This window comes from Pseudomonas sp. (assembly GCF_030698175.1).
Classification (GTDB): Bacteria; Pseudomonadota; Gammaproteobacteria; order Pseudomonadales; family Pseudomonadaceae; genus Aquipseudomonas.
Window position 1 is genome coordinate 67,151 of sequence record NZ_JAUYNT010000020.1, and the last position, 20,044, is coordinate 87,194.

Below are 20,044 nucleotides of genomic sequence, written 5' to 3' on the forward strand. Positions count from 1 at the left end.
AAGCATTATGTCGACTAATTTCCTCAATCCGGTAAACACCCAAACCTGGGCCAATGGCCGACATTTGGTGCGCTGCGTCAAGGTGATCCAGGAAACCTGGGATGTGCGCACTTTCTGCTTCAATGCCGATCAGCCGATCATGTTTTTCTTCAAGCCTGGGCAGTTTGTCACCCTGGAGCTGGAGATCGACGGCGTGCCGATCATGCGTTCCTACACCATTTCCAGTTCACCTTCGGTGCCCTACAGTTTCTCGCTGACCATCAAGCGGGTGCCGGGCGGTAAGGTCTCCAACTGGCTGCACGACAATCTCAAGGAGGGCGACGAGCTGGCGGTGCATGGCCCGGCCGGGTTGTTCAACGCCATCGACTTCAGCAATGAAAAGGTCCTCTACCTCAGCGGTGGTGTGGGCATCACCCCGGTGATGTCGATGGCGCGCTGGTTCTTCGACACCAACGGTGCGGTGGACATGGTGTTTGTGCACAGCGCGCGCTCGCCCAAAGATGTGATCTACCATCGCGAGCTGGAGCACATGGCTTCGCGGATCAGCAATTTCAGCCTGCACATCATCTGCGAGAAGCATGGCTTGGGCGAGGCCTGGGCCGGCTATCGTGGCTATCTCAATCAGAAGATGCTTGAGCTGATCGCCCCGGATTTCCTCGAGCGGGAAATTTTCTGCTGCGGGCCGACGCCCTATATGCAGGCGGTCAAACGCCTGCTCGAAGCCAATGGCTTCGACATGCAGCGTTACCACGAAGAGTCCTTTGGTGCGACGCCCGCCGAAGACCGCGCCGATGCCATTGAACACGCCGAGCAGGCCGCCGATGCACCCGTGCTGGACGTCGCCGACCTGCACCAGGTGGAGTTCACCAGTACCGGTAAGAGCATTCGAGTGGCGCCTGGCGAGACAGTCCATGCGGCCGCCGCCAAGCTCGGTCTGCATATTCCCAAGGCCTGCGGCATGGGTATCTGCGGCACCTGCAAGGTGATGAAAACCGCCGGTGAGGTGAGCATGGAACACAACGGCGGGATCACCGACGAAGACGTCGCCGAGGGCTACATTCTGTCCTGCTGCAGCGTGCCCAAGGGCGACGTCAGTATCGATTACTGAGGCGCCTGGGCCTGCGTCGAGATCAGTTTTTCGGTGCTAGTGACGCCAGCCCAACCAAGGGCTGGCGATACCTTTACTGCTGTTGCGCGGCCGCCAGTTCGGCATCTTTTGCGGCGCTACGGACGAAGGCCGGACGGCTGGTGATGCGCTCGATATAGGCGTTGATCTCCGGCAGCGGCGGCACTAAACCGAATTGCGTTGTCCAGCTCAGCGCGTTGCCCCACAGCACATCGGCGGCGCTGAATGTCTCACCCAGCAGATAGGGACCTTTGCGCAGTTGCGCGACCAGGACTTCGAGCATGCTGTCAAAGTCGCCGTAGGGCGACATGGTCGCCGGCGCGGGCTCGCGCTTTTGCGCGCGATCAATCACCGCCGGCTCGAAGCTTGAGCCGTAATACACCAGCCAGCGCAGGTAAGGTCCACGCAGCGGATCGCCGATGGCCGGCGCCAGACCCGCCTGGGGAAACAGATCGGCCAGATAGATAAAAATCGCCCCCTGTTCGGTGATCAGCGCATCGCCGTGGGTGAGCGCCGGCACCTTGCCCAGTGGATTGATGGCCAGGTACGCGGCCTGACGCTGTTCGCCGGCCTGCATATTCATCACATGTAACTGGTAGGGCGCGCCAAGCTCGGTGAGCAAGGTCAGCGCCCCGCTGGAGCGGGTATTGGGGCAATGGTGCAGCGTTAGTAGTGGATTGCCAGGCATGTGGGTCACTCCTTGTGTGGTGTTTTGAGTCCAGCGTTTTGGCCTTAAGGCCAAAAACCTCAGGCCAAAACCATAGCAGAGTCACTCAGGCTTACTCACCGGCGCGGTCGTAGCCGGTGACTATTCGGCGCTACTCGACGAGCTTCATGCGCTTGTTGGTGAACACGCAGATGACCCCGGCTTTGTTGTACATAATCTGCTGGGTAAAGTCGCAATAGGCCGCGGCCACGCTGAGCGGTTCTTGCTCGTTGTTCCATTGTTCTGGCTTGAACCAGGCCAGTTGCCCGTCCTTGCAGCGTTCGGCTTGGGCATCGGTGTTGTAGGTGCACAGGTAGCTCTGGTCGAGTTCCGGCGCTTGGCCAAAGCAACCTGAGAGGGCCAGGGCGCTGGCGCCGATTAGCAGAAAACTGGCGACTTTTTGCATGCTTGCTCCGTGGCCTGAGGCAGGCCTGTGGTGATCAGATAGTGCGGTTATCGACCCTGTGCTGGTGTCGCAGTGCAGGCCAACTTAGCGGGTGTTGCCGGCAGAGTCGCAGACTGGATAAAGACCGCCGCAGCCGTGGCAAGTTCAGCCTTGCAGCACCAGACGAATATCCGCCGCCAGCTCGTGCACCCGTGCCACCTCGGTGTCCCAGGAGCACATAAAACGCGCACCACCGTCGCCGATAAAGGTGTAAAAGCGCCAGCCACGGGCGCGCAGGGCTTCGATGGCCGGTTCCGGCATTTGCAGGAACACGCCGTTGGCTTCCACCGGAAACATCAGGCTGAGCTGCGGGATGTCCGCGACCAACTCGGCCAATAGACGCGCACAGCTGTTGGCGTGATTGGCGTGCATGCGCCAGACGTCGTTTTGTAGCAGGCCGACCCAGGGGGCGGCGAGAAAGCGCATTTTCGAGGCCAGCTGGCCGGACTGCTTGCAGCGGTAGTCGAAGTCTTCGGCCAGTTTTTTGTTGAAGAACAAAATTGCCTCGCCGACCGCCATGCCGTTTTTGGTGCCGCCGAAACAGAGCACGTCGACACCGACCTTCCAAGTCAGTTCGGCCGGGCTGCAACCGAGAAAGGCGCAGGCATTGGCGAAACGTGCGCCGTCCATGTGCAGGTGCAGGCCCAATTCGCGGCAGGTGCTGCTAATCGCGCGCAGCTCTTCGGGGCGATACACGGTGCCGATTTCGCTGGCCTGGGTGAGGGTCACGACCCGCGGTTTGGGGTAGTGAATGTCCTGGCGCTTGCGGGCGATTTCACCGATGGCGGCGGGCGTTAGCTTGCCGTTTTCGGTGCGCGCGGTGAGCAGCTTGGAGCCGTTGGAGAAAAACTCCGGGGCGCCACATTCGTCGGTCTCGACGTGGGCCGTCTCCGAGCAAATCACGCTGTGGTAGCTCTGGCATAACGCCGACAGTGCTAGCGAGTTGGCGGCGGTGCCGTTGAAGACGAAGAATACTTCGCAGTCGGTCTCGAACAGCTGGCGGAAGTGATCGGCCGCGCGGGCGGTCCATTGATCGTCGCCATAGGCGCGCTCGTGGCCGTGATTGGCCTCGGCCATGGCGGCCCAGGCTTCTGGACAGATGCCGGAATAGTTGTCACTGGCGAATTGTTGGCTCTGATCGGTCATGCCGCGCTCCTGCTTATTTTTGGGGGCCTGGTGTATTGACTGCTGCCAACCAGGCGCGGACACCTACTCTACGACAGGATGGTTGCGTTGCGCGCGCTGTGCTGTACAAAAAACACTCAAGCGGCTGACGGCCCCGCAGGCGCTGGGCTGTGGCCTGGGCCGCACAGCTTATCCACAGCTCGCTGCACAGCTTCTGTGTTTAAGTGGTTGGCTATCTTATTGAAATTGCTCGAAAAGTGATCGCCACCCGGCAAGCTCCGGGGCTGCTGGGCTGTGGCCGATGCTGTACAGCTTATCCACAGAAGCATCCACGGGGTTTGGGGGTAAAGCGTGCGCCGCGCTGATTTTCTGTGGGTGGGACTTGGCCCATGTCGCAAACGCACTGCCCCGTGGCGCGCATAGGCATCTGACCCCGCGGCGCCAGTCTTACCATCGTTTGCAAAGGGCAACCCCCTGACCTACACGCTTGGCGCCACGGCGCCGCTGGGAGATTCGCGATGTTCAGCAAGCAAGACCAAATCCAGGGTTACGACGACGCGTTACTGGCGGCGATGAATGCCGAGGAAACCCGGCAAGAGCACCATATCGAGCTGATCGCTTCGGAAAACTATTGCAGCAAGCGGGTCATGCAGGCCCAGGGCAGCGGGCTGACCAACAAGTACGCCGAAGGTTATCCGGGCAAGCGTTACTACGGCGGTTGCGAGCATGTGGATGTGGTCGAGCAACTGGCCATCGACCGCGCCAAGCAACTGTTCGGCGCCGATTACGCCAACGTCCAGCCGCACTCAGGCAGCCAAGCCAACGCGGCGGTCTATCTGGCGCTGTTGCAAGCCGGCGATACTGTGCTGGGCATGAGCCTGGCCCACGGCGGCCATTTGACCCACGGCGCCAAAGTGAGTTTTTCCGGCAAGCTGTATAACGCCGTGCAGTACGGCATCGACAGCAAAACCGGTTTGATCGACTACGACGAAGTCGAGCGCCTGGCGGTTGAATGCCAGCCAAAGATGATCATTGCCGGCTTCTCGGCCTACTCCAAGACCTTGGATTTCCCACGTTTTCGCGCCATTGCCGACAAGGTCGGTGCCTATCTGTTTGTCGACATGGCCCACGTCGCCGGCCTAGTCGCGGCTGGCTTGTACCCCAACCCGCTGCCTTACGCCGACGTAGTCACCACCACCACCCACAAGACCCTGCGCGGTCCCCGTGGCGGCTTGATTCTGGCCAAGGCCAACCCAGATCTGGAGAAGAAGCTGCAATCGGCGGTGTTCCCCGGCGGTCAGGGCGGCCCGCTGATGCACGTGATCGCCGCCAAGGCGGTGTGCTTCAAGGAAGCTTTGGAGCCGGCCTTTAAGGTCTATCAGCAGCAGGTGATTGATAACGCCCAGGCGATGGCCAAGGTGTTTATCGAACGCGGCTACGACGTGGTGTCCGGCGGTACCGACAACCACCTGTTTCTGGTCAGCCTGATCCGCCAGGGCCTGACCGGCAAAGACGCCGACGCCGCCCTGGGGCGTGCCGGCATCACCGTCAACAAGAACGCCGTACCAAATGACCCGCAGTCGCCGTTCGTGACCTCCGGCCTGCGCATAGGCACCCCGGCGATTACCACGCGCGGCTTTAAAGTGGCGCAGAGCATCGAGCTGGCCGGCTGGATCTGCGACATCCTCGACCACCTCGGCGATGCCGATGTCGAGGCCATAGTCGCCCGCCAAGCGGCGGCGCTGTGCGCGGAATATCCGGTTTACCGCTGAGTTTCGATACGGTTCGTGGGGTGGGCCGAAGGCGCCACCAGCGTCCAGGCGCAGGGTGCCATCCGCCGCTGCGGTGGGTTACGCCGCTTCGCGGCTAACCCACCCTACGTTCTGCGCAAAGACAATTTTTACGTATCAGGAGTCCCACTGATGCAACATTATTCCGGCTTCGGCCTGTTCAAACACGCGCTTAGCCACAACGAAAACTGGCAGCGCATGTGGCGTAATCCCACGCCCAAGCCGGTGTATGACGTGGTGATTGTCGGCGGTGGCGGCCATGGTCTGGCCACCGCTTACTACCTGGCCAAGGTGCACGGCATCACCAATGTGGCGGTGGTCGAGAAGGGCTGGCTGGGCGGCGGGAATACCGCGCGCAACACCACCATCGTCCGTTCCAACTACCTGTGGGATGAGTCGGCGCAGATCTACGAGCACGCGATGAAGCTCTGGGAAGGGCTGTCGCAAGACATCAACTACAACGTCATGTACTCGCCGCGCGGGGTGTTCAACCTCGGCCACTCGCTGCAAGACATGCGCGACATCGAGCGGCGGGTCAGCGCCAACCGCCTGAACGGCATCGACGGCGAAGTGCTAAATGCCAAAGAAGTCGAGTCGATGATCCCCTACATGGATTGCTCGAAGAACACCCGTTACCCGGTGATGGGTGCGTCTTTGCAACGCCGTGGTGGGGTGGCCCGCCACGATGCGGTCGCCTGGGGCTATGCCCGCGCTGCCGATGCCCTGGGTGTGGACCTGATTCAACAAACCGAAGTGACCGGTTTCCGTAAGGAAAACGGCGTGGTGATTGGCGTCGAAACCAATCGCGGTTTTATCGGTGGCAAGCGCGTCGGCGTGGTCACCGCCGGTAACTCCGGACATATGGCGATGCTCGCCGGTTTCCGTCTGCCACTGGAATCCCATCCGTTGCAGGCACTGGTCTCCGAGCCGATCAAGCCGATCATCGACAGCGTGATTATGTCCAACGCCGTGCATGGCTATATCAGCCAGTCGGACAAAGGCGACCTGGTTATCGGTGCCGGTATCGACGGCTACAACGGTTACGGCCAGCGCGGTTCCTACCCGACTATCGAACACACCCTGCAAGCCATCGTCGAGTTGTTCCCGGTGCTGTCGCGGGTGCGGATGAACCGTCAGTGGGGCGGCATCGTCGACACCTCGCCGGACGCCTGCCCGATCATCAGCAAAACCCCGGTGCCGAATCTGTTCTTCAACTGCGGCTGGGGCACCGGTGGCTTCAAAGCCACGCCGGGTTCGGGGCATGTGTTTGCCGCCAGCCTCGCCACTGGCGAAATGCACGACCTGGCCAAGCCATTCTCCATGGACCGTTTCTATACCGGTGCCTTGATCGACGAGCACGGCGCCGCCGGCGTCGCCCACTAACAGAAGGAAAATTCAGCATGCTTAATATCTTCTGTCCCCATTGTGGCGAGTCGCGCTCCGAAGAGGAATTTCACGCCGCCGGCCAGGCGCATATCCCGCGCCCGCTCGACCCGAATGCCTGCACCGATCAGGAGTGGGGCGACTATCTGTTTTTTCGCGATAACCCACGGGGTTTGCACCACGAGCTGTGGATTCACGCCGCCGGTTGCCGCCAGTACTTCAATGCCACCCGCCATACGGTCAGTTACCAGATTCACGAGACCTACAAGATCGGCGAGCGGCCCAGCGTCACCGCCCCAGCCAAGAGCGCTGCCGTTAGCAATGCTGCCAGTGCAAGTCCAGTTGCAGGAGTTAAGGCATGAGCCAGATCAATCGTCTGTCCAGCGGTGGGCGGATCAACCGCAGCAAACCGCTGAGTTTTATCTTCAACGGCGAGCAGTATCAGGGCTTTGCCGGCGACTCGCTGGCGGCGGCCTTGCTGGCCAATGGCGTCGACATCATCGGCCGCAGCTTCAAGTACTCACGGCCCCGCGGCATAGTCGCGGCCGGCAGCGAAGAGCCGAACGCGGTGCTGCAGATCGGCTCCACTGAAGCCGCGCAGATCCCCAACGTGCGCGCCACCCAGCAGGCGCTGTACAGCGGCCTGGTGGCCACCAGCGTGAACGGTTGGCCCAGCGTCAATAACGACCTGATGGGCATTCTCGGCAAGGTCGGCGGCCAGATGATGGCGCCGGGGTTCTACTACAAGACCTTTATGTATCCACAGTCGATGTGGATGACTTACGAGAAATACATCCGCAAGGCCGCAGGTTTGGGTCGTGCGCCGAAAGAGCTGGACCCCGACAGCTACGACTACCTCAACCAGCACTGCGACGTGCTGGTGGTCGGCGGCGGTGCGGCCGGTTTGATCGCAGCGCTTGCTGCCGCCCGCAGCGGCGCCCGGGTGATTCTCGCCGATGAGCAGGAAGAGTTTGGCGGCACCTTGCTCGACAGCCGCGAAACCCTGGATGGCAAACCGGCCTCTGTATGGGTCGAGAAAGTCGTCGCCGAATTAGCCGCCATGGCTAACGTCACTCTGTTGCCACGGGCCACGGTGAACGGTTACCACGACCATAACTTCCTGACCATTCACGAACGGCGCACCGATCACCTGGCGGAACTGGCCCCGTCGCGGCATCTCGGTGAAGTGCGCCAGCGCATGCACCGCGTGCGCGCCAAGTATGTGGTGCTGGCCGCCGGCGCCCACGAGCGGCCGCTGGTGTACGGCAACAACGATGCGCCGGGCAATATGCTCGCCGGCGCGGTGTCGACCTACGTGCGCCGTTATGGCGTGGCACCGGGCAAACAGCTGGTGCTGTCGACCACCAACGATTACGCCTATCGGGTCGCATTGGACTGGCTCGAAGCCGGCCTGCAGGTGGTGGCCATCGCCGATGCCCGCAGCAATCCACGCGGCACCTGGGTCGAGTTGGCGCGGGCCAAAGGCATCCGTATTTTGACCTCCAGTGCAGTGATCGAAACCCGTGGCAGCAAGCGCGTCAGCGCGGCGCGGGTGGCGGCCATCGATCCGCTGGCGCATAAAGTGACCAGCCCCGGCGAATGGCTGGAGTGCGATCTGGTGGCGACTTCCGGTGGTTACAGCCCGGTGGTCCACCTGGCCTCGCATCTGGGCGGCAAGCCGACCTGGAACGCCGATATGCTCGGCTTCGTGCCCGGCGAAGGTTTCCAGCAGCGGGTCTGCACCGGCGCCATGAACGGCGTGCTGAGCCTCGACGCGGTGCTGGCCGATGGCTTGGCAGCCGGGATCAAGGCTGCCGCCGAGGCCGGCTTCAGCGCCTCGACATTGCCACTGCCACAAACCGAAGTGCTGGTCCAAGAAGCGAGCCTGGCGCTGTTTCAGGTGCCCCACGACAAGCCGACGGCGCGTGCGCCCAAGCAGTTTGTCGACCTGCAAAACGACGTTACCGCCGCCGGTATCGAGCTGGCCACCCGCGAGGGCTTCGAGTCGGTCGAGCACGTCAAACGCTACACCGCCCTGGGTTTTGGTACCGATCAAGGCAAGCTGGGCAATATCAACGGCCTGGCGATTGCCGCCCGCTCCTTAGGCATCAGCATCGCCGAGATGGGCACCACCATGTTCCGCCCCAACTACACGCCGGTGACCTTCGGCGCGGTGGGTGGGCGCAACTGCGGCGCGTTGTTTGAGCCGGTGCGTTACACCGCGCTGCACGCCTGGCACCTGAAAAATGCCGCCGAGTTTGAAGACGTCGGCCAATGGAAGCGCCCTTGGTACTTTCCGCAAAAGGGTGAAGACCTGCATGCCGCAGTAGGCCGCGAGTGCCAAGCAGTGCGCGACAGCGTCGGCCTGCTGGATGCTTCGACCCTGGGCAAAATCGACATTCAGGGCCCGGACGCCCGCGAGTTCCTCAACCGCATCTACAGCAATGCCTGGACCAAACTGGATGTGGGCAAGGCCCGCTACGGCCTGATGTGCAAAGAAGACGGCATGGTCTTCGACGACGGCGTGACCGCCTGTTTGGCCGACAACCACTTCCTGATGACCACCACCACCGGCGGCGCGGCGCGGGTCATGCAATGGCTGGAGATTTATCACCAGACCGAATGGCCAGACCTCAAGGTGTACTTCACCTCGGTCACCGACCATTGGGCGACCATGACCCTGTCCGGCCCCAACAGCCGCAAGCTGCTGGCGCAGGTGACGGATATCGATCTGGATAAGGAAGGCTTCCCCTTCATGACCTGGAAGGAAGGCCTGGTCGGCGGCGTGCCGGCGCGGGTGTTCCGCATCTCCTTTACCGGCGAGCTGAGCTACGAGGTCAACGTGCAGGCCGACTACGCCATGGGCGTGCTGGAGAAAATCGTCGAGGCCGGCAAACAGTACAACCTGACCCCCTACGGCACCGAGACCATGCACGTACTGCGGGCCGAGAAGGGCTTCATCATCGTCGGCCAAGACACTGACGGCTCCATGACCCCGGACGACCTGAACATGGGCTGGTGTGTCGGTCGCACCAAGCCGTTCTCCTGGATCGGCTGGCGCGGGATGAACCGGGAAGACTGCGTGCGCGACCAGCGCAAACAGTTGGTCGGGCTCAAGCCGGTCGACCCCAAGTTCGTGCTGCCGGAAGGCGCGCAACTGGTGTTCGACCGCCAGCAGCAGATCCCCATGGCCATGGTCGGCCACGTCACCTCCAGCTACTACAGCGCCAGTCTCGGTTACAGCTTCGCCTTGGCGCTGGTCAAAGGCGGCCTCAAGCGCATCGGTGAGAAGGTGTTCGCGCCGCTGGTGGACGGCCGAATGATGGAGGCGGAAATCGTCTCCTCGGTGTTCTTCGACCCCAAAGGCGAGCAGCAGAATATTTGAGTCACGCCGTCGCCGGCCTTGGGCTGGCGGACGGCGCAGAACCTTGACCGACTTAGAACAGGCACAACCATGAGCGCGATCAATCAGTACCTACAACGTCCCACCACCGCCCCCGCCGAGTCGCCGCTGCATCACGCCGGGCTCGATGAACTGGCCGGCAAAGGCAAGAAGAGCGCCGGCATCCGCTTGCGCGAGAAGAAACTGCTCGGCCATCTGACCCTGCGCGGCGATGGTCACGATGCGGCCTTTGCCGCCGGTGTAGAAAAAGCCACCGGGATGCCACTGCCTAGCGCGCTGCAACTGGTCAGTCAGGGCGACAGCTCACTGCAATGGCTAGGGCCGGATGAGTGGCTGCTGATAGTGCCGAGCGGTGAAGAGTTTGCCGCCGAACAACGGCTGCGGACTGCCCTCGAAGGCCAGCATATCCAGGTGGTCAACGTCAGCGGTGGCCAGACCATTCTTGAACTGAGCGGTGCCAAGGTTCGCGAGCTGCTGATGAAGTCCACCAGCTACGACGTGCACCCGAATAACTTCCCGGTCGGCAAAGCGGTCGGCACCGTGTTTGCCAAGTCGCAACTGGTGATCCGCCACACCGGCGAAGAGACCTGGGAGCTGTTGGTGCGCCGCAGCTTTAGCGACTACTTCTGGCTGTGGCTGCAAGACGCCAGCCGCGAGTACGGGCTGGCGGTGGAGGCTTAACAGCGGCCGGATGGCGATGCTTGTGTAGGAGCGGATTTATCCGCGAAAAGTCTCGAGAGCGAGATTAATCCTTGAGTCTTGCGCTGCTTCTTAGCTCGCATCGCGGATAAATCCGCTCCTACAGGTTTGCATGCGGTTTCGAGTTTTAGGTTTTTTTGTAGGAGCGGATTTATCCGCGAAAAGTCTCGAGGGCGAGATCAGGCCTTGAGTTTTGCGCTGCTTCTTCAATCGCATCGCGGATAAATCCGCTCCTACAAGGGTTGTATGCGGTTTCGAGTTTTAGGTTATTTGTAGGAGCGGATTTATCCGCGATAGGGCTGTGAGCCGCGCCGCAAGGCTCGGATGCGGAGAGCGCATCGCGGGCGGCAGCCGTTCCATACGGCTTGCCGCATTTCCCACCTCCATGTGGGTCGCTAAAGCCCCTCCTACAAGGTTGTGCATAGATTCGGTTTTCTGCGTTTGGCCAAGCCTGCGCGAGAAGCCACTTCAGGAGTCAACGCGATGAGTCGTACCCCCGATACCTGGATTCTCACCGCCGCGTGCCCCAGCGTGCTCGGCACCGTGGATGCGGTCACCCGTTACCTGTTCGAGCAGGGTTGCTACGTCACCGAACACCATTCGTTTGATGATCGCTTGTCGGGACTGTTCTTTATTCGGGTCGAATTTCGCCAGCCAGCGGATTTTGCCGAGCGCCAGTTCCGTGATGGCCTGGCCGAGCGGGTCGCAGGCTTTGCCATGGAGTTTGAACTGACTCCGCCGAACTACCGCAGCAAGGTGGTGATCATGGTCTCCAAGGCCGATCACTGCCTGAATGACTTGCTCTATCGCCAGCGCATCGGCCAGTTGCCGATGGACATAGTGGCGGTGGTGTCCAATCACCCCGATCTCGAACCGCTGGCCCGCTGGCACGATATTCCCTATCACCACTTCGCCCTCGACCCGAATGACAAGGCCGGGCAAGAGCGCAAGGTGCTGCAGGTGATCGAAGACAGCGGCGCCGAACTGGTGATCCTCGCCCGCTATATGCAAGTGCTGTCGCCGGAGCTGTGCCGCAAGCTGGATGGCCGCGCGATCAATATCCACCACTCGCTGCTGCCTGGCTTCAAGGGCGCCAAGCCTTACCACCAGGCCTATCAGAAGGGCGTCAAGCTGGTCGGCGCCACCGCCCACTACATCAATAACGACCTGGACGAAGGGCCGATCATCGCCCAGGCGGTGGAGACCGTGGACCACACCGACTACCCCGAAGACCTGATCGCCAAGGGCCGCGATATCGAGTGCCTGACCCTGGCCAAAGCCATCGGCTACCACCTCGAACGGCGGGTGTTTCTTAACGCCAACCGCACCGTGGTGCTTTAAGAGTCGCGGTTAATTGTAGGAGCGGATTTAGCGACCCACATGGATGTGGGAAATGCGGTGAGCCGTATGGAACGGCTGCTGCCCGCGATGGGTCTTGCGGGTGACGTTAAACCTTGAACGTTGCACGGCCGCTTAGGTTGCATCGCGGATAAATCCGCTCCTACAGGTTGCGCAATAACCTCCGGCGCGCGCTGCGCCGGTCACCAAAAAGAACACAGCTCCAGTGCAAATCCGCGTGGCCGTTGGCTGCGCCTTTGTCTTCACAACAAGAAAGGAGAGTTCGTTATGACTGGTAATCGTGGTGTGGTGTATCTCGGCGGTGGCAAGGTCGAAGTACAAAATATTCCCTTCCCGAAAATGCAGGACCCGCGCGGCAAACGTATCGAGCACGGGGTGATTCTGCGGGTGGTCTCCACCAATATCTGCGGCTCCGACCAGCACATGGTCCGTGGTCGCACCACCGCCCAGGCCGGCCTGGTGCTGGGCCATGAAATCACCGGTGAGGTGCTGGAAGCCGGGCGTGACGTGGAAAACTTGAAAGTCGGCGACCTGGTGTCGGTGCCGTTCAACGTCGCCTGCGGTCGCTGCCGTTCGTGCAAAGAGCAGAACACCGGCGTCTGCCTGACAGTTAACCCGGCGCGTGCCGGCGGTGCCTACGGTTATGTGGATATGGGCGACTGGATCGGCGGCCAGGCCGAATACGTGCTGGTGCCCTATGCCGATTTCAACCTGTTGAAGCTGCCAAACCGCGACGCGGCGATGGAGAAGATTCGCGACCTGACCTGCCTGTCGGACATTCTGCCCACCGGCTATCACGGCGCGGTAACCGCCGGGGTGGGGCCGGGCAGCACGGTGTATATCGCCGGAGCCGGTCCGGTTGGGCTGGCCGCCGCCGCGTCGGCGCGTTTGCTGGGAGCTGCGGTGGTGATCATCGGTGACGTCAATCCGCTGCGCCTGGTGCATGCCAAGGCCCAGGGTTTTGAGATTGCCGATTTGTCCTTGGACATCCCGCTGCACGAGCAGATTGCCGCGCTGCTGGGCGAGCCGGAAGTGGATTGCGCGGTCGATGCGGTGGGCTTCGAAGCCCGTGGTCATGGCCATGAAGGCGCGCAACATGAAGCCCCGGCGACCGTGCTCAACTCCTTGATGGGCGTGGTGCGGGTAGCCGGCAAGATCGGCATTCCGGGTCTCTATGTCACCGAAGATCCGGGCGCAGTGGACAAGGCGGCCAAGCAGGGCGCCTTGAACATTCGTTTCGGCCTGGGCTGGGCCAAGTCCCACAGCTTCCACACCGGGCAAACGCCGACCATGAAATACAACCGCCAGCTGATGCAGGCGATCATGTGGGACCGGATCAAGATTGCCGACATCGTCGGCGTGGAAGTCATCAGCCTCGACGACGCACCGCGTGGCTACGGCGAGTTCGATGCCGGCGCGCCGAAGAAGTTTGTCATCGACCCGCACAAGATGTTCAGCGCGGCCTGATGGTCGGCGGTTGAACGCCTGATTCAACTGCAACAGCCTAAACAACCAAGCCCCGATATCGGGGCTTGGTTGTTTAGGCTGGCAAGTACCCTGCGCAGCGTCGCGGCCTCTGTAGCTTTGCACGGGGTATGCGTCACCCCGGTGATGTCTGTTTTTGCATGGCGCCGGCACGATTTAACGCGCAAGCCAGCCGCCGCAAATCAGCCAAACCTGCGCTAAAAGCTGAATAAAGTCGGCCATCAAAGATTTTCACGCCCCCTCGGTACGCTAGCGAACAGATCCCCGCGGGCTGATCTGCAACGCTGCAGTCTGCGCTGTGCAGTGTGTATTGCGCACGGCATAACCACTCGAGGACAGCACCATGAGCCTAGGCACGATACTGCTGGTCATATTGATCCTGATGCTGGTCGGCGCACTGCCGAGCTGGCCGCACAGTAGAAGTTGGGGTTACGCCCCGAGCGGCGGGCTGGGCCTGATCGTGATCATCCTGATTGTATTGCTCTTGTTGGGGCGTATTTGATCAGGCAATTCTCGCCTGCACAGCCCAACCACAGGGAGACAACATGAATAGCAAAGCTGAATTTACCGATGTAGAAACGCTGCGCAAACAAGCGCGCAAACATATCGAGCAGGGTGCGGTGACTCCTGGTTACTCAGCAGACCGCTTCGAGGTGCTGCAACAACTCAATCAGGCCCTGGCCACCGAGATCGTCTGCGTACTGCGCTATCGACGCCATCACTTTATGGCCCGCGGGATTCACTCCAAGGGAGTTGCCGACGAGTTTCTGGCGCACTCCAACGAAGAGCAGGGGCATGCCGATGAGCTTGCCGCGCGCATTGTGCAGCTGGGCGGTGAGCCGGACTTTGCGCCAGACAGCCTGACCGAACGCAGTCATGCCGAATATGTAGCTGGCAGCTCTCTGGCGGACATGATCAAGGAAGATCTGGTGGCCGAACGTATCGCCATCGACAGTTACCGCGAGTTGATCGTGTACCTGGGCGATCAGGACCCGACCACCAGCCAGATGCTCAAGGGGATTCTGGCCGTGGAAGAGCAGCATGCCGATGAGTTGGCTGACTTGCTGGTAGATCTGCCTGCCTGATTGAACGTGAGAGTGCTTTAGCCCGCGCGTCCCGAGCGTTATTCAGCCGTCTCGGGGCGGCGCCACCAACAACGCCAGCACGAAGGCCAGCAGTGCGACGCCAGTCATGCTTTTCCAAGGGTGTGCGTGGACGTACTCATTGGTCTGGGCAGCGCCCTTGGCCAGTGATTCTTTGGCCGCGCTAAGCCGGCGATTGCCGCGCGCCAGGCCCTCGTCGCGGTGCTTGATCAGGTCTTCCAGATCGACGATGAAGGCGCGCAGCTCGCGGGACATGCCCGCGGTAATAACGGCGGCTTGGGGTTTGCTGGTGGCAATGGGTTTCACGTCGGAACGGCGCACGGCGAACTCCGCTTGAGTGGATGGGCAAGCGCATCACGCGCCAATCCATAGCCAGCCTCTGCGCCAAGCGTTGGGGTGTCTGTTCGTCAGCGAACAAAGCGCACGTCACGCCCAGAACCGATTGACCTGAACCGATTGTTAAGTGCGCCAGCGTACCGACAGCGTGCGACTACCGGCTCATTGTCCACAACACAGCGACGTGCCAAGCAGGATGCCGCCGCCGTGACAGCTGCCCAATCGGGCAAACACTCTACCGATAAGGAGCACAACGCATGAGCTTACCCAGTGCAGACGAACTTAAAGGCAAATGGAAGCAGCAGGTTGGTGAGGCCAAACTGGCTTGGGGCAAGTTGACTGAAGACGAGTTGCTGCAGTCGGAAGGCCGCTCAGAAAAACTCGCCGGGCTGGTTCAGGAGCGCTACGCCGTTAGCCGCGATGAAGCGGACAAACAGATCAAAAGTTTTTTCTCCAAACTCAAGTGATGCACTAAGAGCAGCGGCGGGTGGCACGGGTCATCAGGCCGCTGTTTAGTGGGTAACAGTTGTTTTCCCCGGATGGAGAGCCGCCATGTATACGCAACCACGCAAACTATTTATCGCCACGGGCATTGCCCTGTCGATCGCCGCACTCAGCACCTCAGCTGTGGCTAGCACGGCCGAGGATATTACCGCCGCGCGCCAGGAAGCACAGATCTGGACCACCTATACCTTGAGTCCCTACCTGAGTGCCAGCGACCTGACCGTCTCGGTGCGGGCCGGCAAGGCGACCCTGACCGGCAAGGTCGATGAAGAGGTCAACAAAGACCTGGCCAAGCAGATTGCCTTGGGCGTCAGCGGCATCAAGGCCGTCGATAACCAGATCGTCGTGCAGTCTGATTACCGCCCCAAGCCCAGTGCCGAGGGTGGTTATGCCGACACGGTAGGGGATGCCGGCATCACCACGGCGATCAAGTCGAAACTGCTCTGGAGCAAGTTCACCGACGGCCAGACCACTGAGGTGCAAACCAACGCCGGCAAGGTCACCCTCAGCGGTACTGCCCAGAGCGAGCAGGCCAAGGCGCTGGCGGGGCGCATGGCGCTCAATACCCGCGGGGTAACTGCGGTAAATAACAAATTGCTAGCCACTGCCGCCAAGTCGGGCATTACCGAGCAAGCCAAAAGCACCACCGCCAAAGGTGGCAGTGAGATTGCCGATAGCTGGATTACCACCAAGGTTAAATCTACCTACCTGTATTCCAGCAATGTCAGTGGTGCCGATATCGAGGTCACGACCAAGGCAGGCGTGGTTACCCTCGGTGGCAAACTCAGCAATGGTGCCGAACGCGCCCTGGTCGTCGAGTTGGCCGACAACGTCCGTGGCGTGAAAAGCGTGAATGCCAAAGCCCTGACGTTCTAGCCCCGCGCACCCTGAGCGCTGCGCGCGCGGCATGACCTTCTCTCACTGTGTTTTTACGCGTCCTGCGGCTGTTCGCGGGTCGCTCGGCGCTTGATCGGCGCCTGTTATGCAGCCCTTGCAGCGACCTCGACATGTGTCAGGCATCGCTCTGCAATGCTGCCATCAAGGAGTATCAACATGCTGAAGATTCAGCCCAGTAAATCGGCATCCTGGCCCAATCCATCCTCCTGGCGCCTTGCTGGCCTCGGCGCCGCAGTGCTGCTGTTGGCGGCCTGCGCTGCTGCACCGCAACCGCCCACGGCCGAACTGCAAGCGGCCGAGCAGGCGATTGCGAGTGCCGAGCAGGCCCGGGTTGCCGATTACGCCTCACCGGAACTGACCGCTGCGCGCGACAAACTGACCGCCGCTAACTCAGCCGTGCAGATTAAAGAAATGGACATGGGCCGGCGCCTGGCTGAGCAGTCCCTGGTCGACGCCGAGTTGGCCCTGGCCGTGTCTCAGGCCACCAAGGCCAAGTTGGTCAACGACGATATGCAAAAAAGCACCAACAGCCTGCAGCAGGAAATGCAACGCAACACAGGAGCACCACAATGAAAACTGCCCATCACGCCAGTAATGCGCTTGCCGTGGCCGGTGTTTGTTTGTTGCTGAGCGCTTGTGCGAGCGCCCCTACCGAACCTGCTGGCGCCGCTCAGGCGCGCAGCAAGTTGAGTCAACTACAAGCTGACCCGCAGTTGGCCACTCGTGCGCCGGTCGCCATCAAGGCTGCCGAGGCTGCCGTCAGCGCCGCGGAACAGCCGCGCAGCGAGCAAAACATGCCGCAGGGCGATCATCTGGCGTATCTCGCCGACCGCAAGGTCGACATCGCCTACGCCCAAGCCCAGACCCGCCTATGGGAAGACCAGCGCAAACAACTCAGTGAACAGCGAGAAAGCGCCCGCCTTGACTCGCGAACTCAGGAAGCCGATCAGGCCCACGCGCAGAGCGACGACCTGCGGCGGCAGATTGCCGAGTTGAATGCCAAGGAAACTGAGCGCGGTTTGATCGTCACCCTCGGTGATCTGCTGTTTGAAACCGGCAGGTCCGAACTCAAGGGCAATACGGCCAACAACCTTGGCAAACTGGCGGCGTTTCTCAACCGTTATCCGGATCGCAGCGTGACTATCGAGGGTTACACCGACAACGTCGGCAGTGATGACGCCAACTTCAATCTGTCGCAACGGCGTGCCGAGTCGGTCAGAAGCTACTTGATTAGCCAGGGCATCGCCCCCACTCGCCTGGACGCCTCCGGTAAAGGCGAAGACCTGCCAGTGGCCAGCAATAACAGCGCTTCCGGTCGCCAGTTGAACCGGCGGGTCGAGGTGATCATTACCAACAGCATGACTTCGCTGAAATAGCCTGCTGGCTTCGGCAGCCGCATTGGGCGGTTGCCCTTGATAACTACGCATCGGATTCGCCGCGTACCGTTCTACGGTTCTGTCGTCACCGGTAACTGGTTCATCGTCAAGGAAAAAGGGGTTAGGCGCATTGCGCCTAACCCCTTTGGTTTTTCAGCGGCTGTGCCGCCGACTCAACTCACCGGCAGTTTGTGCTTGGCGGCGTACAGACAAACCATTTCCATGGCGATGGTCGCCCCGGCCAGGGCGGTTATTTCGGCGTTGTCATAGGGCGGTGAGACTTCCACCACGTCCATGCCGACCAGATTGATGCCACGCAGGCCGCGCAGAATCTCCAGCGCCTGATGGGTGCTGAGGCCGCCACACACCGGGGTGCCGGTGCCGGGGGCGAAGGCCGGGTCGAGGCAGTCGATGTCGAAGGTCAGGTACACCGGGTTATCACCGACGCGGGCGCGGATCAGTTCGGCGATCTGCTCCGGGCTGCTGCGGTGCACCTGGCGGGCGTCCAGCACCTGAAAGCCCATGACATCATCATTGGTGGTGCGCAGGCCGATCTGCACCGAGCGCGCCGGATCGACCAGGCCCTGCTTGGCCGCGTGATAGAACATGGTGCCGTGGTTGATGCCTTCTTCACTGGCATCGGCATCCGGCCAGGTGTCGCTGTGGGCGTCAAAATGCACCAGCGACAGCGGCCCGTGCAGCTTGGCGTGGGCCTTGAGCAGCGGGTAGCTGATGAAGTGATCGCCGCCCAGGGTGAGCATGCCGCAGCCCGCAGCAAGGATGTGATCGGCATGCGCCTCGATGACGCCGGGGGTGCGCTGTGGCTGGCTATGGTCGAAGTTGCAATCGCCATAGTCGATCACGGCCAGGTGGTCGAAGGGGTCGAACTCCCACGGGAAATGCCGCTCCCAGGCGCTCTGGATCGAGGCCGCGCGAATCGCCCGTGGGCCGAAGCGAGTGCCGGGCCTGTTGGTGGTGGCGGTGTCGAATGGCACGCCGCTGACCACCAGGTCGACGCCGCGCAGGTCGCGGCTGTAGCGCCGGCGCATAAAGCTGGTAATGCCGGCATAGGTCGGCTCGGAGCTGGTGCCATACAGGCTGTCACGGGTGATGGCCTGGTCGTTACCCTGAAACTCTTCCACGGTTAAATCCTCAATATTGAGTGCGAAAGGTGGTCCAGACGCGGGTGCGATCACGTTGCGCGCGCATCGGCAGCAACTCCTCGCCGAACAACTTGGCGCGGACCTCTTGCGATGGATAGATGTCCGGGTCGCCGCTCACGGCGGGGTCGACCAGGGCCGTGGCTTTGCTGTTGGCATTGGCGAAGAACACGCTGTTGGTCAGCTCGGCGATGGATTCGGGCCGCAGCATATGGTCGATAAAGGCCCGCGCTTGTTGTGGGTGCGGCGCATCGACGGGGATCGCCATGGTGTCGAACCACAGCAAGGTGCCTTCACGGGGGATGCGGTAGATCACCTCAAACGCCTGCTGGGTTTCCACAGCGCGGGCGGCGGCCTGGGCGGCGTCGCCGTTATAGGTCAGCGCCAGACAGACTTCGCCCTTGGCCAGGTCGTTAATGTGCCGGCCGCTGGCGACATAACGGATGTTCGGCTGCAGGGTAGCGAGTAGTTGCTGCACCTGCTTCAGCTCAGCTGCGACGGTGCTGTAAGGCTTATGGCCGAGGTAGTTGAGGGCGACGCTGATCACCTCCTGGGGCGAATCGAGCATGGCGATGCCGCAGTCTTTGAGCTGGCTGGCGTACTCGGGCTTAAACAGCAGGTCGAGGCTGTTTAGCGGCGCATTAGGAATGCGTTTTTCCACCGCCTGGCGGTTGATCCCCAGGCCGACTGTGCCCCAGGTGTAGGGCACGCCGTATTGATTGCCCGGATCGGCGCTGGCCAGCTTGGCCAGCATTTCGGGGTCGAGATTGGCGAAGTTGTGCAACTGCCCATGCTCAATCGGCTGCACAGCGCGGGCCTTGATCGCCCGCGCCAAGCCGCTGGCGGCCGGGAACACCACGTCGTAACCACTGGCGCCAGTCAGCAACTTGCTGTCCAGAGCCTCGGCGCTGTCGAAGATGTCGTATTTGACTGCAATGCCTGTCTCATCTTTAAAGCGCTGTAGCGCCTGCTCCGGCAGGTAGGCCGACCAGGTGTAGATATTCACTTGTTGCTCGGCGGCCTGGGCGGTCAAGCCCAGTCCAAAACACAGGACTCCAATTGCGACACGCATGGCATGACTCCTCGACTAATGACTCAACGGTTGCAGCCATACTGCGGGTTGGCATGCTTCGGATAAATATGAAGC

General features: G+C 61.3%; 20 protein-coding genes. 14 read left to right on the forward strand and 6 right to left on the reverse strand.

Features of this window, described 5'->3' with window-relative positions; genetic code table 11:
* Window positions 1-7: 7 nt before the first annotated feature.
* Entirely contained in the window at window positions 8-1,108 is a 1,101-nt protein-coding gene (gene gbcB / locus Q8R10_RS10200; RefSeq protein WP_305653422.1) for a glycine-betaine demethylase subunit GbcB, read from the forward strand.
* 73 nt (window positions 1,109-1,181) lie between these two features.
* Here the strand turns inward: gbcB and Q8R10_RS10205 are convergent, their stop codons facing one another.
* From Q8R10_RS10205 to Q8R10_RS10215, 3 genes are all read right to left on the reverse strand, one after another.
* A complete protein-coding gene (locus Q8R10_RS10205) occupies window positions 1,182-1,814 on the reverse strand; it encodes a glutathione S-transferase family protein (RefSeq protein WP_305653424.1) in 633 nt (210 codons plus the stop codon).
* 130 nt (window positions 1,815-1,944) lie between these two features.
* A complete protein-coding gene (locus Q8R10_RS10210; RefSeq protein WP_305653426.1) occupies window positions 1,945-2,238 on the reverse strand; it encodes a hypothetical protein in 294 nt (97 codons plus the stop codon).
* A 144-nt stretch (window positions 2,239-2,382) separates the two neighbouring features.
* Window positions 2,383-3,423: a low specificity L-threonine aldolase gene (locus Q8R10_RS10215; protein ID WP_305653428.1), complete on the reverse strand. Its 1,041-nt coding sequence runs from the start codon at window positions 3,421-3,423 to the stop codon at window positions 2,383-2,385.
* Between the two features lie 497 nt (window positions 3,424-3,920).
* On the opposite strand from Q8R10_RS10215, the gene glyA reads away from it, so the two are divergent.
* From glyA to Q8R10_RS10260, 9 genes are all read left to right on the forward strand, one after another.
* The gene (gene glyA, locus Q8R10_RS10220) at window positions 3,921-5,174 is read left to right on the forward strand and encodes a serine hydroxymethyltransferase (RefSeq protein WP_305653430.1); all 1,254 of its coding nucleotides are present in this window, start codon (window positions 3,921-3,923) and stop codon (window positions 5,172-5,174) included.
* Window positions 5,175-5,324: 150 nt separating this feature from the next.
* A complete protein-coding gene (locus Q8R10_RS10225; protein ID WP_305653431.1) occupies window positions 5,325-6,575 on the forward strand; it encodes a sarcosine oxidase subunit beta family protein in 1,251 nt (416 codons plus the stop codon).
* A gap of 17 nt (window positions 6,576-6,592) precedes the next feature.
* Window positions 6,593-6,937 carry a sarcosine oxidase subunit delta gene (locus Q8R10_RS10230; RefSeq protein WP_305653432.1) on the forward strand — a complete coding sequence of 115 codons (345 nt, stop codon included), beginning with the start codon at window positions 6,593-6,595 and terminating at the stop codon, window positions 6,935-6,937.
* Window positions 6,934-9,960 (forward strand): sarcosine oxidase subunit alpha, encoded by a 3,027-nt coding sequence (locus tag Q8R10_RS10235; RefSeq protein ID WP_305653434.1) that lies wholly within the window; start codon window positions 6,934-6,936, stop codon window positions 9,958-9,960. Before Q8R10_RS10230 ends, Q8R10_RS10235 begins: the two co-directional genes overlap by 4 nt.
* 69 nt (window positions 9,961-10,029) lie before the next feature.
* Entirely contained in the window at window positions 10,030-10,659 is a 630-nt protein-coding gene (locus tag Q8R10_RS10240; protein ID WP_305653435.1) for a sarcosine oxidase subunit gamma, read from the forward strand.
* Window positions 10,660-11,160: 501 nt separating this feature from the next.
* Window positions 11,161-12,018: a formyltetrahydrofolate deformylase gene (gene purU, locus Q8R10_RS10245; RefSeq protein ID WP_305653437.1), complete on the forward strand. Its 858-nt coding sequence runs from the start codon at window positions 11,161-11,163 to the stop codon at window positions 12,016-12,018.
* A 285-nt stretch (window positions 12,019-12,303) separates the two neighbouring features.
* Window positions 12,304-13,503: a formaldehyde dehydrogenase, glutathione-independent gene (gene fdhA / locus Q8R10_RS10250; RefSeq protein WP_305653439.1), complete on the forward strand. Its 1,200-nt coding sequence runs from the start codon at window positions 12,304-12,306 to the stop codon at window positions 13,501-13,503.
* A gap of 361 nt (window positions 13,504-13,864) precedes the next feature.
* Window positions 13,865-14,023: a DUF3309 family protein gene (locus Q8R10_RS10255; RefSeq protein WP_305653441.1), complete on the forward strand. Its 159-nt coding sequence runs from the start codon at window positions 13,865-13,867 to the stop codon at window positions 14,021-14,023.
* Window positions 14,024-14,066: 43 nt separating this feature from the next.
* Window positions 14,067-14,606 (forward strand): bacterioferritin, encoded by a 540-nt coding sequence (locus tag Q8R10_RS10260; protein WP_305653443.1) that lies wholly within the window; start codon window positions 14,067-14,069, stop codon window positions 14,604-14,606.
* Window positions 14,607-14,648: 42 nt separating this feature from the next.
* On the opposite strand, the gene Q8R10_RS10265 is transcribed toward Q8R10_RS10260, so the two are convergent.
* A complete protein-coding gene (locus tag Q8R10_RS10265; RefSeq protein ID WP_305653445.1) occupies window positions 14,649-14,945 on the reverse strand; it encodes a hypothetical protein in 297 nt (98 codons plus the stop codon).
* 272 nt (window positions 14,946-15,217) lie between these two features.
* Between Q8R10_RS10265 and Q8R10_RS10270 the strand changes: the two genes are divergently transcribed.
* The 4 genes from Q8R10_RS10270 (at window position 15,218) to Q8R10_RS10285 (ending at window position 17,737) form a co-directional block, all read left to right on the forward strand.
* Window positions 15,218-15,427 carry a CsbD family protein gene (locus Q8R10_RS10270; protein WP_305653447.1) on the forward strand — a complete coding sequence of 70 codons (210 nt, stop codon included), beginning with the start codon at window positions 15,218-15,220 and terminating at the stop codon, window positions 15,425-15,427.
* Between the two features lie 85 nt (window positions 15,428-15,512).
* Window positions 15,513-16,340 (forward strand): BON domain-containing protein, encoded by an 828-nt coding sequence (locus tag Q8R10_RS10275; RefSeq protein WP_305653449.1) that lies wholly within the window; start codon window positions 15,513-15,515, stop codon window positions 16,338-16,340.
* 177 nt (window positions 16,341-16,517) lie between these two features.
* Complete coding sequence (locus tag Q8R10_RS10280; RefSeq protein ID WP_305653451.1) at window positions 16,518-16,934, forward strand: DUF4398 domain-containing protein; 417 nt, start codon at window positions 16,518-16,520, stop codon at window positions 16,932-16,934.
* A complete protein-coding gene (locus Q8R10_RS10285) occupies window positions 16,931-17,737 on the forward strand; it encodes an OmpA family protein (RefSeq protein WP_305653453.1) in 807 nt (268 codons plus the stop codon). Before Q8R10_RS10280 ends, Q8R10_RS10285 begins: the two co-directional genes overlap by 4 nt.
* A 173-nt stretch (window positions 17,738-17,910) precedes the next feature.
* On the opposite strand, the gene speB is transcribed toward Q8R10_RS10285, so the two are convergent.
* Window positions 17,911-18,879, reverse strand: a complete 969-nt coding sequence (gene speB, locus Q8R10_RS10290) for an agmatinase (protein WP_305653455.1) — start codon at window positions 18,877-18,879, stop codon at window positions 17,911-17,913.
* Window positions 18,880-18,889: 10 nt separating this feature from the next.
* The gene (locus Q8R10_RS10295) at window positions 18,890-19,969 is read right to left on the reverse strand and encodes an extracellular solute-binding protein (protein WP_305653456.1); all 1,080 of its coding nucleotides are present in this window, start codon (window positions 19,967-19,969) and stop codon (window positions 18,890-18,892) included.
* Between the last annotated feature and the right edge of the window lie 75 nt (window positions 19,970-20,044).